The 13,781-nt window shown below is 57.8% G+C and carries 8 protein-coding genes, 1 tRNA gene and 2 rRNA genes; 5 read left to right on the top strand and 6 right to left on the bottom strand.

All coding sequences use genetic code 11. The features are described 5' to 3' along the window. Positions 1–57: 57 nt before the first annotated feature. Both QXG22_04875 and QXG22_04870 read right to left on the bottom strand, forming a co-directional pair. Entirely contained in the window at positions 58–402 is a 345-nt protein-coding gene (locus QXG22_04875) for a radical SAM protein (protein MEM0359320.1), read from the bottom strand. A 92-nt stretch (positions 403–494) separates the two neighbouring features. Then, complete coding sequence (locus QXG22_04870) at positions 495–1,169, bottom strand: polyprenol monophosphomannose synthase (GenBank protein MEM0359319.1); 675 nt, start codon at positions 1,167–1,169, stop codon at positions 495–497. A 270-nt stretch (positions 1,170–1,439) separates the two neighbouring features. On the opposite strand from QXG22_04870, the gene QXG22_04865 reads away from it, so the two are divergent. The 3 genes from QXG22_04865 (at position 1,440) to QXG22_04855 (ending at position 7,782) form a co-directional block, all read left to right on the top strand. Beyond that, positions 1,440–2,919 (top strand): 16S ribosomal RNA (locus tag QXG22_04865). Positions 2,920–2,953: 34 nt separating this feature from the next. Further along, positions 2,954–3,028, top strand: a tRNA-Ala gene (locus QXG22_04860). 85 nt (positions 3,029–3,113) lie between these two features. Next, positions 3,114–7,782: ribosomal RNA gene (locus QXG22_04855) — 23S ribosomal RNA — on the top strand. Together the 16S and 23S rRNA genes with 1 tRNA gene alongside form the textbook arrangement of a ribosomal RNA operon. A 26-nt stretch (positions 7,783–7,808) precedes the next feature. Here QXG22_04855 and QXG22_04850 read toward each other — a convergent pair. Genes QXG22_04850 through QXG22_04840 form a run of 3 tightly spaced genes read right to left on the bottom strand, consistent with a single transcriptional unit; the run spans position 7,809 to position 10,590 of the window. After that, complete coding sequence (locus QXG22_04850; GenBank protein ID MEM0359318.1) at positions 7,809–7,994, bottom strand: 30S ribosomal protein S17e; 186 nt, start codon at positions 7,992–7,994, stop codon at positions 7,809–7,811. Further along, the gene (gene thiD / locus QXG22_04845) at positions 7,991–9,319 is read right to left on the bottom strand and encodes a bifunctional hydroxymethylpyrimidine kinase/phosphomethylpyrimidine kinase (protein MEM0359317.1); all 1,329 of its coding nucleotides are present in this window, start codon (positions 9,317–9,319) and stop codon (positions 7,991–7,993) included. Before thiD ends, QXG22_04850 begins: the two co-directional genes overlap by 4 nt. Beyond that, a complete protein-coding gene (locus QXG22_04840) occupies positions 9,319–10,590 on the bottom strand; it encodes a tRNA (N(6)-L-threonylcarbamoyladenosine(37)-C(2))-methylthiotransferase (GenBank protein MEM0359316.1) in 1,272 nt (423 codons plus the stop codon). The genes thiD and QXG22_04840 overlap by 1 nt, the downstream gene beginning before the upstream one ends. Positions 10,591–10,681: 91 nt before the next feature. Here QXG22_04840 and QXG22_04835 point away from each other — a divergent pair, with 91 nt between their 5' ends. Both QXG22_04835 and QXG22_04830 read left to right on the top strand, forming a co-directional pair. Continuing rightward, positions 10,682–11,437, top strand: a complete 756-nt coding sequence (locus QXG22_04835; GenBank protein ID MEM0359315.1) for a GTP cyclohydrolase IIa — start codon at positions 10,682–10,684, stop codon at positions 11,435–11,437. 109 nt (positions 11,438–11,546) lie between these two features. Beyond that, positions 11,547–13,043, top strand: a complete 1,497-nt coding sequence (locus QXG22_04830) for a hypothetical protein (protein ID MEM0359314.1) — start codon at positions 11,547–11,549, stop codon at positions 13,041–13,043. A gap of 2 nt (positions 13,044–13,045) precedes the next feature. On the opposite strand, the gene QXG22_04825 is transcribed toward QXG22_04830, so the two are convergent. Beyond that, a complete protein-coding gene (locus tag QXG22_04825; protein MEM0359313.1) occupies positions 13,046–13,762 on the bottom strand; it encodes an acetate--CoA ligase family protein in 717 nt (238 codons plus the stop codon). Positions 13,763–13,781: the final 19 nt, after the last annotated feature.

Below are 13,781 nucleotides of genomic sequence, written 5' to 3'. Positions count from 1 at the left end.
TCTCCTTCAGAAACTCTATTCCCCTCTGTCCTCCCCCAGGTGCCCTTCCCCCTCATCTCATCGTTCTTCCTTTCCATCCCCTGACGGGATACCACTGCACTGTCGAAAACTCTGGAGAGGGTTCTCGCCCTCCTTTTTGGTTATGAGGGTGGCATTGGTGTCCAAGATGGTAAACATCCCTTCCCTCCTAGCCTTATCGGCTATTTCTTCCAGATCTGGACGTAGGAGGGGCTCGCCTCCGCTGAAGGAAATCCAGAGGGTGCCAAGCTTTCCCAGTTCCTCCATTGCCCTCTTAGCCTCCTCCGTGCTGAGTTCTTGCCTGGAAGAGGAACAGTAATCAAAGATTTTGGAGCCTGTATCCGTTCTCACTGGGCAGTAAATACACTTCAAATTGCATCTCACGGTGATGAAATAGTTGGCAAAAGAAAGGGGGGGAGAGGCCAGTTTGTACCTGAGGTAGTGGGTCCATATCCTCCACTATCTCCGGACCCGGTTCATCTTCCCCCCTTTGAATACCCTAAGAGATCCAGAAGCTGCCGCAGGTACTCCCACCCCTCCCTCACCCCCCATTTGCTCCTCCCCCATTTCCTTTTCCCTTGGGAGTAGAAAACTTCAGCCACCCTTCTGTACCTCCCCCTCACCAGACATTCCAGGAGGATTTTGTACCCCCTCGGTTTTATCCTCCCAACCACCCGGCGTAGGGCGAAGAAGCCCGAATGGGGATCCCGCACGGGAAGGTGCAAAAGGGTCCTCACCAGTTCGCCCATCAACTTGGAGGCAGCCCCCCTCCATCCCACCCATCGCGTCCTGCAGGCCAGGACCAAATCGTTCCCCTCCTCCACTTTCATCACCAGCTCTGGAACCAGCTCGGGTGGATGCTGGAGATCGGCATCCATCACCACCAGGACCCTGCCTCCCGCATGCCGCCATCCTTCCACCACTGCAGAGGAGAGACCACCCCTCTTCCCACGCTGAACCAGCCTGACAGGATACTTCCTGGCCAAGATCTCCGCTACCTTCCCCGTACCATCTGGGGAACCATCATCCACCACCACCACTTCCCACCTCCTGCCCCTCAAGGCCCTTGCCAACCGCCTGATCAAGGGAGGGAGATTTCCAGCCTCGTTGTAGGTGGGGACGACCACGGAAACATCTATTTCCTGATCCATTTCCCCTCTTTTTTCCCCAGAGGATAAAGAACCGTCCCAGAGAACCCCCGGCGGATTCCTTTCAGGACAAGCCTTAAGTATGGCTTCTCCCTTACATACTATTGGCTCCACACCCTCAAGGCGTCGGCCGGGAGCCGGGTGTTTAACCAGCGATGAAGGGTCGAATTCCGGGTGTGGAATCAGTATGTGGGCCCGAAAAACCCAGGCCACTGGAGAGTTCGGGTCCGAGAGAGGTCCGAGGCCTCCGCCTAAAGGTCTTGCGGCCACCTAACTCCGGTTGATCCTGCCGGAGGCCACTGCTATGGGGGTCCGACTAAGCCATGCAAGTGGAGGGCGCGGTCTCTGACCGTGGCCCCGCGCACGGCTCAGTAACACGTAGTCAACCTACCCTCGGGTGGGGGATAACCTCGGGAAACTGAGGATAATACCCCATAGGTGAGGGAGGCTGGAATGCGCCCTCACCGAAAGCTCCGGCGCCCGAGGATGGGACTGCGGCCTATCAGGTAGTTGGTGGTGTAACGGACCACCAAGCCTACGACGGGTACGGGCGATGGGAGTCGGAGCCCGGAGATGGGGACTGAGACAAGGCCCCAGGCCCTACGGGGCGCAGCAGGCGCGAAAACTCCGCAATGCGCGAAAGCGTGACGGGGGGACCCCCAGTGCCGCTGGTCTCACGATCGGCGGCTTTTCCGGAGTGTAAAAAGCTCCGGGAATAAGGGCTGGGCAAGGCTGGTGCCAGCCGCCGCGGTAATACCAGCAGCCCAAGTGGTGGTCGCGATTATTGGGCCTAAAGCGCTCGTAGCCGGGCCGGCAAGTCCCCCGTGAAATCGGACCGCCTAACGGTTCGGCTTGCGGGGGAAACTACCGGCCTAGGGGCCGGGAGACGTCCGGGGTACTCCGGGGGTAGCGGTGAAATGCGTTGATCCTCGGAGGACCACCCGTGGCGAAGGCGCCGGACGAGAACGGTCCCGACGGTGAGGGGCGAAGGCTGGGGGAGCGAACGGGATTAGATACCCCGGTAGTCCCAGCAGTAAAGGATGCGGGCCAGATGTTGGGAGTCCCTTGAGGGCTCCCAGTGTCGGAGGGAAGCCGTTAAGCCCGCCGCCTGGGGAGTACGGCCGCAAGGCTGAAACTTAAAGGAATTGGCGGGGGAGCACCACAAGGGGTGGGACCTGCGGTTCAATTGGATTCAACGCCGGACAACTCACCAGGGGAGACAGCTGGATGAAGGCCAGGCTGAAGACCTTGCTCGACTAGCTGAGAGGTGGTGCATGGCCGTCGTCAGCTCGTACCGTGAGGCGTCCTCTTAAGTGAGGCAACGAGCGAGACCCTCGCCCCTAGTTGCCATCGGTGGGAAAGCCGGGCACTCTAGGGGGACCGCTGGCGCTAAGCCAGAGGAAGGAGAGGGCGACGGTAGGTCCGTATGCCCCGAAACCCCTGGGCTACACGCGGGTCACAATGCGCGGGACAATGGGATGCCACCCCGTAAGGGGGAGCCAATCCCCTAAACCCGCGCTTAGTTCGGATCGAGGGCTGAAACTCGCCCTCGTGAAGGTGGAATCCCTAGTAATCGCGGGCCACTATCCCGCGGTGAATACGTCCCTGCTCCTTGCACACACCGCCCGTCAAGCCACGGGAGTCCGCTCCGCAATAGGCGCTTCCAAGTTGGGGGCGTCGTTTGCGGGGTGGATGACTGGGGCTAAGTCGTAACAAGGTAGCCGTAGGGGAACCTGCGGCTCGATCACCTCCTACGTATATATCTGGCGGAGGCCCGGACTTCTCTTGGGCCCGTAGCTCAGTGGTAGAGCGTCGGCTTTGCAAGCCGAAGGCCCCGGGTTCGAATCCCGGCGGGTCCACCAGCATGCAGCGCGGGAAGAGAGAGCGCTTCTCGCGCGAAGGGCTCAGGCTAAAAGCTGATGAGGCCAGGCACAGGTCCGGAAGCCGTCGAGCGGGGAACCAAGCCACCTGGGGGATGGCTCGGCTCGAGCGCCGAAGAAGGTCGTGGCAAGCTGCGAAAAGCCCGGGCGAGGCGCAGGCAGCCGTAGAACCCGGGATCACCGAATGGGAATCCTGCAGGGGTTAACCCCCTGCGTTCGCGGCTCTTTTGGGAGCTGCGAACGGGAACCCCGGGAAGTGAAACATCTCAGTACCGGGAGGAAGAGAAAGCAAAAGCGATGCCCTCAGTAACGGCGAGTGAAGAGGGCACAGGGCAAACCGAACCCGGCGGCGAAAGTCGTCGGGGATGTGGAGTTGTAGGACCTCCCCCAATTCCTCGCACGGGAACCCGAAGTCGCCTGGAATGGCGCGCCGTAGAGGGTGAAAGCCCCGTAGGGGTAACTGTGCAGGATACGAGGGGAGGGATCCTGAGTAGGGCGCCTTGGGATTGGCGTCCGAAGCTGGGAGGCACCAACTCCCAACCCTAAATACGTCTCGAGACCGATAGCGAACGCAGTACCGCGAGGGAAAGCTGAAAAGTACCCCGGAAGGGGGGTGAAAAGAGCCTGAAACCAGGTGGCGACAGTAAGGTACGGCTCGAAAGAGGTGAGCCCTCCCGAAGGAAGCCGCCGTGAGGCGGTGGTACGAGGGAGGGGGATCGGGGTCGTACCGTCCGTCTTGAATCACGGGCCAGGGAGTTCACCGTCGTGGCGAGGTTAAGGGGTTGAAACCCCGGAGCCGGAGCGAAAGCGACGGTCCGCAGCCCGAAAGGGCGAGGGACGGGGTGTTAACAGCGCCCGGAGTCACGGCGGTGAGACCCGAAACCGGGCGATCTAGTCCAGGGCAGGCTGAAGCCCCTCTATGGGGTGGAGGGCCGAACCGGTCTTGACGTGCAATTCGGTCGGATGACCCTGGGCTAGTGGCGAAAGACCCATCAAGCCCGGTGACAGCTGGTTCCCCCCGAAGCTGGCCGCAGTCAGGCCCGGCGCGAGGTAGCCGGTCGTGTAGAGCACCGATTGCGGGGTGACAGGGGGAAACCCTTGCCCTCGCTGTCGAACTCCGAAGCGACCGGCGCCGTAGACCGCCGGAGACGGGGTGCGGGGGGTAAGCTCCCGCTCCGAGAGGGGAACAACCCAGACCGGGGTTAAGGCCCCCAAATGCTGGCTAAGTGCAGAAATCCAAAGGGCGTCTCCACCCTGAGACAGCGGGGAGGTAGGCTCAGAAGCAGCCACCCTTTAAACAACGCGTAAAAGCGGACCCGTCGAGGGTGGGGGCACCGAAGATGAACGGGGCTTAAGCCAGCTGCCGAGACCCCGGGGCAGGCGAAGTTCAGTAGCCTGATCCGGTAGGGGGGCGTCCCGCGTGGGGAGAAGCCCGGCCGTGAGGTCGGGTGGACCGCGTGGGAACGAGGATCCTGGTGGTAGTAACAGCCTAGTGGGGTGAGAATCCCCACCGCCGAAGGGGCCCGGGTTCCTCGGCAATGGTCGTCAGCCGAGGGTTAGTCGGTCCTGAGGCGGCCCTCAACCAGAGGCCGCCGAAAGGGAATCCGGTTAATATTCCGGAACCACCCAGGTACCGGCGGCAACGCAGGCCGGTCCTCCGACGCCTCGGGGCAGACCGAGTGGGGCCGTCGCCCCATCCAACCGTCGAAGTCCGGGGAGTTCCGTAATGGAGAGAACCGGATGAGGGCGGGATGGGCCTGCCGTTAGGCGGGTTCGGTTCATCTCCGGGGCCCGTGAAAAGGGGGACCGGAAATGGGATCCTGGGTGACCGTACCTAGATCCGACACAGGTGCCCCTAGGTGAGAAGCCTAAGGTGTGACGGGAGACAGCAGGCCAGGGAATTCGGCAAGTTGGCCCCGTAACTTCGGGAGAAGGGGTGCCTGCCCTGCGGAGGGCAGGTCGCAGTGACCAGGGGGGGCCGACTGTTTAATAAAAACGTAGGTTCCCGCTAGCCCGAAAGGGTGAGTACGGGAGCTGAATTCTGCCTACAGGCGGTACGTGAAAGCCGGGTACAACCGGCCGAAGCGCCGCCAATGGGCGGGGGTAACTATAACCCTCGAGAAGGGGGTTGTAAAACCTGGCTGTATGCGGGGAAGACGTGAGGGGAGATGGGCTACCCGAAAAAGGGTAACAAAGTCCATCTCCGATGAGGTCGACCCGCAGGAAACCCCAGAGGGCCGGAAACGAAATAACAGAGTCCCTCTTAAATCGACAGTGATGACAGAGTCCCTAGCTTACCTCGTTGGTGTAATGCTCGGTGACGGAGGTGTCTATGGAAATTCGTACACGGTGTTTTGCAGGGATAAGAACAGGGAATTTGCGGAAAGCATCGCAAAGACCGTCGAAAGGATCTTCAACTTCAAGCCGAGGGTGAACAGGGGTTCGCCGAACTGTTGGATAGTCAGTACCAACCGCAAGGATATCCATAAGTTCTTCGTGAAAATCGGGTACCCGAAGGGAAGGAAACTCACCACCCTCAGAATTCCGAAGACTTTCACGGAGGACAAAGTCTCAAGGCTGGAGGTGGCAAGGGGGCTCTTCGATGCAGAAGGCTACTGTGGAGTCGACAAACAAAAGCATGGGGGAAAAACCTACAGCTATCCATATGTCGGGATCGACATGATCGCCAGGCCTCTCATCGGACAGCTACATGGAATTCTTCTGGAAGCAGGGATTGAAAGTGCGATTTCCGTCAAAAAACCGAGGGCATGGGGGAAAAATCCGCAGTTCTCGCTGGTCATAAAAGGCTTGGAGAGAGTGAAAAAGTTCAGGGATGCCATAGGATTCAGACATCCCGAAAAGAGGGAAAAACTGGAAAGGCTCGTTGAAGGGGGATCCTCAGAGACCATACGCCAGGCGCCCGAGGAGGGCGATGATATGGTCCACCTTCCGACATGTGAGGAAGGGAGCTTAAGGTAGCGTAATACCTTGCCGCTTAATTGGCGGCTTGCATGAAGGAATCAACGAGCCCCCCACTGTCCCGGCCTGCAACCCGGTGAACCCGCTTGCCGGCGAACATGCCGGGGTCCCCCGAAGGGAAACGAAGACCCCGTGGACCTTTACTGCAGCCTGTCGCTGGGACGCGGTTGCGGGTGCAGAGGGTAGGCGGGAGCCGTGGAAGCCGGATCTTCGGGTCCGGCGGAGGCGCCGATGTAACACCGCCCACTCCTAACCGTGCCCCTAACCCCGTCAGGGGGACAACGGCAGGTGGGCAGTTTCGCTGGGGCGGCAGCCCCTCGAAAAGATATCGAGGGGGTCCAAAGGTCGGCTTAGGCGGGTCAGAACTCCGCCGCCAAGGACAAGGCCAAAAGCCGGCCTGACTGCGCGCTCACTACCAAGGCGCGCAGGGGCGAAAGCCGGGCCTAGCGAACCCGGATGTCCCTCTTGGTGAGGGCTCCGGATGACAGAAAAGGTACCCCGGGGATAACAGAGTGGTCGCGGGCGAGAGTCCATATCGACCCCGCGGTTTGCTACCTCAACTTTGGGGTATGGCGGCAGCAATGCCGTCCAAAGCACCGGCTAATATCGGAGGAGCTCCCCTCGCGGGTAAAAAATAAGGGGAGTAACTCCGAGGGAAGTGGGAAGATGGAACTCACGGAGATCCAGAGGGAACTCCTGATAGGTTCACTGCTGGGGGACGGACACCTGCGGAAGCACGGAAAAAAGGTGGTCTTCGAGTTCTCGCAGAGTCCCAAGCGCAAGTTCTACGTGGAGTGGAAACACAGGATCCTGGGAGAACTGGCCTGTCCGAAGATCTACCATCACAGGAACGAAAGGGAATACTATAAGCTGGTCACCAAAACCCATCCAGAGCTGGACGAGCTCTACAGGGACTTCTACAGAAACGAGAGGAAAACTGTACCAGAACGAATAGGAAAGATGCTGACGCCGTTCGCCTTGGCGGTCTGGTTCATGGACGATGGCAGCAAGTCGAAGAACGCGATCTACCTCAACACCCAAGCGTTCAGCGTGGAAGAACAGTTTCGCCTGATCAAGGCACTTCGAAAGTTCCACCTGATTTTCAACCTGAACAGGGATGGCGAGTATCACAGACTGCGCCTGCTGAAAAGACACAACCGGAGATTTCTAGAGTTGGTCAAACCCTATATCCTGCCTGAGTTCGAGTACAAGCTTCCCACCCCGTAGAGACTGATGCCGAAAGGCAGATGAGTCAGAACGCACGGTGCGTTCTGACATACGCCGGCCCCCGCGAAGAGCGGGGTGGAGAAATAGTCCGGAGCCAAAGCTCTGCGATGTCGGTTCTTCCTATCCTGGCCGTGCATAAGCGGCCAAGGGTGGGGTTGTTCGCCCATCAAAAGGGAACGTGAGCTGGGTTTAGACCGTCGCGAGACAGGTCGGATGCTATCTTTCGGGGGTGCCCGGTGCCTGAGGGGAAGGTGTCCCTAGTACGAGAGGAACGGGACGCCGGCGCCTCTAGTGTACCGGTTGTCCGACAGGGCATCGCCGGGTAGCCACGCGCCAGCCGATAAGGCCTGAAAGCATCTAAGGCCGAAGCGGCCCCCGAAAACAGGCACCGTGTCCTTCCGCTCCGAAAGGGGCGGAAGGCGAAGGGCTGGGGCTAGAAGACCCCGTTGATAGACCGGGGGTGTACGCATCGAGCCCGAAAGGGCGAGATGCTCAGCCCACCGGCACTAATCGCCCGAACCCCTCTCGATCTCCGGACCTGTGCCTGTGCCTATTTTTAACTCATGGCTTTCTGTTTCATCAGGGAGGTGAGATAGCCAGCTATGCGGTTCTTCAGGGGTTTGCTTTCCACCTCCAAAAGCTCATCCAGAACTTTCCTGTTATGGAGGAAGTCCGTGGTGAAGCGATCTGGGTAGAGCTCGAGGAGCTGTCTGGCGGCCCTCTTCACATAAACCTGTCTCACCCTTCCCGTTCTCCCACCTCCTTCAACAAACGCAGGGTCAGCTCGACCACTTCCATGGGTGTCTTGCCCAGGAGTCTGATCATGGCCTCCTTTCCCTTTCCACCCCTATCCACGATCACCTTGGGCACCCTACCTTTCTTTTTCACCACGTATTTAATGGCCCACTCCATCGTCTTCACCCCCTTCGGTTCCTCCTCCCTCCTGAACTCCCCCACCTCCAATCCCAGCTTCCTACAGGCCCTTAAAAGGACGGGAGAAAAGCGGAGGTTCAAACCCGCCCGAAGGGAGGGATCAAAGGAACTGGCGGTGAGCACCAGCCTGGCCACATGCTCCGAACCCCCTGGCCTGGGGAAGCCCGTGAGATACGGCTTTCCTTCCACCTTTACGATCCTACCGGAAAGACCTATTACGTCGGAAATCCCTCTGGCTCCCTCTGGAACCATCACCACGTTGGTACCCACCTCGGGGAGAAGGGAAGCGAAGCTTGGCTCCGAACAAAGGAGTTGAGCCGCCTTCCATACCTCCTCGGTAGCCCTCCATTTCCCGGCCTCCTCCCTTAGCGGAAGGACAGGGTCCAGGACGAGGAGGTTTCCTCTTCCTACCTTTCTTCCCTTTTCCAGCAAACCCCTCAAGAAACCTATGGCTTCCTCCACTGCTTCTCCCATTTCTTTTCCCTTCGCCAGTAGGGCGGTGAGGGAGGCTGAAAGGATGCAGCCCGTTCCGTGAAAGGAAAAGGGTAAACGGGGAGCCTCGAAGATCCTCGTCTCCCCTTCACTGTAGAAGACGTCGAAGACCTTTTTACCCTCCAGATGCCCCCCCTTGAGCAAAACGGCACGGGGCCCCAGCTCACTTATCTTCCTGGCCGCCCTCTTCATCTCCTCCAAGGAACTTATCCTCATACCCGAGAGCTCTTCCGCTTCGGAAAGGTTGGGGGTCACCACCTCCGCCTCCCCTATGAGGTCCTCCATCCTCCCCTTCGCCAGCTCCGCCCCCGTGGAAGCCCTTCTCACCGGATCTACCACGAGCTTCAGTCGATACTTCTTCACCGCAGCCAGTACTACCTCCCTCACCTCCTCCGTATGGATCATGCCCGTCTTTCCCCATTCGATCGACAGATCCTCCAACACGGTCTCCAGCTGCTTTTCCACGAACTTGGGGGGGACCTCCATGATTTCCCTGACCCCCTCGGTGTTCTGGGCGGTGAGGGAGGTGAGGACACAGGCCCCATGCACTCCCAAGGCCCTAAAGGTGGCCAAATCCGCCTGGATTCCAGCCCCACCGCTCGAATCCGAGCCCGCTATCGTCAAGGCACATGGAGGCTTCATCACCCTATCCTCTCCGCCAGCAAATAAGTGGGTTTGGCCTCCCTTATCCTGATCCTCACGAATTCTCCAGGCTTTCCTTCGGAAAGGACCGCGAGTTTGTAGTTGGGAAGCCTAGCCACCCATCCGCCTTTCCATCCTTCCTCCGTGATGAGGGCTTCACCTTCCCACCCCACGTACTTCCTGTTCGCCTCCAAGGAAAGGGAGAGACAAAGGGAACTGAGGATCCTTGACCTCCTCGCCACCTCCCTTCCTGGCAGGGGGGGAAGACGGGAAGCAGGGGTGCCGGGCATGGGGGAGAAGCGGGAGAGGTTCACCCTATCGGGCTTGAGTTCCTCCAGCACCTTTATCGTCCGACGGAATTCCTCTTCCGTCTCGGTAGGGAAGCCCACTATCACGTCCGTTACCAAACAGAGGTCAGGGAACTCTTCCCTGAAAGCCTTCACTTCTTCCAAAAACTCTTCCACGGTATACCTCCTTCCCATCATCCTCAATACCCTATTGTCACCTGACTGGAGGGGGAGATGGAGGAAGCGGTAGACCTTCTCATTACGGTAGACTTCCACCAGTTTTGGAAGGATGGTCTTGACGTTTTCGGGATTCATCATACCCACCCTAACCTTGAACTTCCCTTCCACCCTCACTATCTCTCCGAGAAGGGAGGGCAAATCCCATCCCCTTTCCCTCCCATAGGCCGCGTTGTCTTGGGAGGTGAGGAGGATCTCCCTGTATCCCTTTCCCACCGCCTCTCTTACTTCCTCCACGAGTTTCTCCGGAGGAAAACTCCTCAGCCTTCCCCTCGCCAGCCTCACCGAGCAGAAGGTACAGGAAGAAAGACAGCCTTCTCCTATCTGCACGATGGCACTCACGGGACTGGAGCGAAGCTTGGGAAGATCGGGTTTCTCAGGGGGCTTCCCATCGAGGAGGAGTACTCCCCTTTCCCCCCTCGCCGCCCTCTCCACAGCCTCCACCACGCAGAGAAGGGAGCGACAGGAGATGACGGATGCCGGATGCCTTTCCATGACGGAGGGAAGATCCACGAGGGGGAGACAGCCTGCCACCACTACGGGTTTTCCCGTTTTGGCGAACTCCTCCATCCTTCGCAACATCCTTTTCTTGGTCTCCCCCTTGACCACACAAGTATTCAGGAGGAGGACTTCCGCCCCTTCCCATCCCTCCACTACCTCGTGTCCTGCCTCCTTCAGGAGACCTGCCAAAATTTCCCCATCTCCCCTGTTGGCCGTGCAGCCGTAGGTCTCCAGATAGACCCTCATCAAAAAAGATAAGAGGATCGTGGGTAAAATCTTCCCTGACTACCCAAAGGAACTCCCAAAACGATAAAAAAGCCCGTGAAAGAGTAAAAGGATGCTCCAGCTCACCCTAATCCAGCTGGATAACTACGGACCCTGGACGGTTACACCCAAGCCCCATCCGGAGGCGGAACTGCAGGTATTACAGGCTGAGATCTTCTCCTCACTGGAAAGGGAATTCAAGAAAAGAAAGGGTTTGGTGTTCCAGGCAAGGCAGGATAACCTCTTAGCCATTTCCAACGGCATCTCCCTCCAAGAGCACCGCAAGATAGTGGAGAGGATCAACCGGAAGTTTCCAGTAACCGTGAGCATGGGGGTAGGGGTAGCCGAGACCCCCTATGACGCCCAGTGCAGGGCCAGCAAGTTCTTACAGGGGCTGGGGAGCAGCCGCTCCGGAGAGAGGAAGGGAAAGGTAGCGGGTGAAACACTTGAGTCCCCTGAAAAGGGAGTGGTCCAGATAGCACACTTGGACCTCAACCACTCCACTCGCCTCACCGACACCGAGCCCATTTACGATACTCACCTGCTCATCCAGCGCACCCATCTTGCCCTGATGGAACTCCTCCTCCCTAAGAAGTGTCTCGTATTCTACACGGGAGGGGACAACTTCATGGCACCCTCCAACGGTCTGGCGCTGGAGGACCTTTCCCTCATTTTCTCCAAAGTGAAGAGGAAGTTGGGAGTGGGACTCAAAGCAGGAGTGGGGAGGGCTAGAACCGCGGAAAGGGCAGCCCTGCTAGCCAGCGAGGGATTACATGAGATAAGGCAGGGAAGGGTGAAGGAAGCCATCGTGCTCAAGAGCGAAATATAGCTATCCGATAGGATTAAACCCCTTTCATCCTATTTTTCCTGTGGGCATTCACTCCGAGAGGGTCAAAAAACTCCTTTCCCCTCCTTCTTACGAAGATTTTCTCCGGAGGATGGGAGAAAAGCTGAAAATAAGGGAGGAAATAGCCAACGCCTTCAGGGATTTGAACCCCCCCGGTACCGAGCACCTTTTGCCGGAAGGATGGGTGGTGAACCCCTGGATAGTCAACTGGTTGAGGGAAAGAAAGTCCCTCAGTCTTCAGGAGTGCCATAAGATGGAATACGAGACCCTTATTGAATGGTCCTATCGGGAACTGAATGCCATAAGGATGGGTGAAAGGATAGGAAGGGTGAGTCCAGAAGAATCAATAGAAGCCAAATGGCTCTGTTACTCCGGACAACCCCCTGCCTACTTGGTGAGGTTGGAATTGGGCTTCTCCTCCACCGTCCTCCTCTACGGAAGACACACCACCGTAGTCTACACCCACCCGAACTTTTGGACGGGGGAATTTGAAGCTCTCCATGGATACCATGTGGAGGAAGGTGTGCCCGCCCAGTGCTGGTTGGTGGGAGTAACTAAGGAAATCTACGAACACTTCGACTTGGAGGATAGGGAAAAATTGGCCAAGCCCAGCGACTTCGTATCGGCACCGGATGACCCCACCTATGTCCTTGAAAGGAGAGAAATCACCACGGGGCTGAGACTGAGGGAGCTACCCAAGGGATGCCCCTACAATACCACGGAATGGTTGAGGCCCCTTCGAGACTTGCTGCTGGACCTCAGATGGGAAAAGTTCCAGAAGTGGGTACATGCTGACCTTTACGTTGCCATCTCTCCCGGAAATTTGGGTACAAGCACCCAACAAAACTTCTGGGCCATTTCCCAATTCTGGGGGGATCCTTGGCTTTCCTTCAATGCGGAAAGGTGGGGTGTACCCTTTTCCCCTTTCACCTATCTTCCCTTCCCCTCTCAACTGGAGGAAATGAAGGATCTCCCCAGGGAAAACTGGCTGAGGAGAATGGCCGAACTCTTCTTGACCGGACCCGGTGGAATTCTATGCGATGCTGTGACCAAGCTAGTTACCCCTAGGAGGAAAACTCCCTTCCTCCACGGAATAAGGGATCTGATCCTGGAAGGGAAAATGTACAAAGAATTTGCTGAGCCTTTCGATGAGGGAATACCTCCCCCCAGAGCCATGCTCACCGCCCTTCCCCCCGGTGTGAACTACCTGCCGGCGAATCTTAGAGAATTCATCAACGATCCCTCCCTGCTTCCAAAGGAATACAAGGAACTCCTAGAGGCCGAGGCTGGTGTGGACTTCAAGACGGGAAGGGTCCCACCCTACGACGAAGTGCCGAGGCTGAAGTGGCTCTTCGATCCCACGATAGAGTGGCTGAAGCCAAAGGACTTCCCACCCATAGACTGGTCGAAGGGACAGGTCTGGCCCCTGGACATCACGAGGGAGAAGATGGAGATCATGGTGGAGGAGGGCTATGATGGTTCGGGGAAGGACCTCCTCCACTACAGCTGTTTGGCCGACAGGAAGCTGGGACAGTACGGGAAGACCATCATGCTGGGGACGATGCCCTACAAGCTTCCTGAGGAGTAGGCTCAGCTGGAAAGGATGATCCTCGCATCCACGGCCTTCGCTCCCTTCCCCTCCTCAAACACGAAAATGGGGTTTATGTCCATCTCCTCGATTTCCTCTGGGAAATCCGAAAGCAGTTTTCCCGCCCTCAACAGCATCTCGATTAGGGCATTCAAGTCTGACTTGGGTTTTCCCCTCAGCCCCTTCAGCACCGAAGAACCCTTGATTTCCTCTATCATCTCCTCCGCATCCACTCTTTCCAGGGGGGCCAGCCTAAAGCTTACATCCTTCAGAACTTCTACCCAGATCCCTCCTAGCCCAAACATCACGACCGGTCCAAAGGTGGGGTCCTTCATCCCCCCTATGATGACCTCCGTTCCTTGGGGAACATACTGGGAAACCGTTACGCCCAGAATTCTGGCATCGGAACGGTAGGCTTTGGCATTGGCTATTACTTCTTCGAAGGCCCTTTCCACCTCCGAATCGGAGGAAAGACCCACTTTCACCGCTCTGGCATCGCTTTTATGGAGGATATCTGGAGAACAAATCTTCAGGTTCACGGGATAACCTATTTTCCTAGCGAACTCCAGAGCCTCTTGTTTATTCCTAGCGAGAAGGGTGGAGTTGACAGGAATACCATAGACTTCCAACACTCCCTTAGCCTCGTGCTCCATCAGTTCCCTTCTTCCCTCCGCCCTTACCCTCTCGAAGATTTCTTCCGCTTTGACGCGCGGGTCCAAGATATCAAGAAAACGAGGG

The sequence above is a fragment of the Candidatus Hadarchaeales archaeon genome, from assembly GCA_038736355.1.
Lineage (GTDB): Archaea > Hadarchaeota > Hadarchaeia > Hadarchaeales > WYZ-LMO6 > WYZ-LMO6.
Note: the sequence above shows the minus strand (reverse complement) of the source record. Positions and strands in the feature narration are given on the sequence as shown.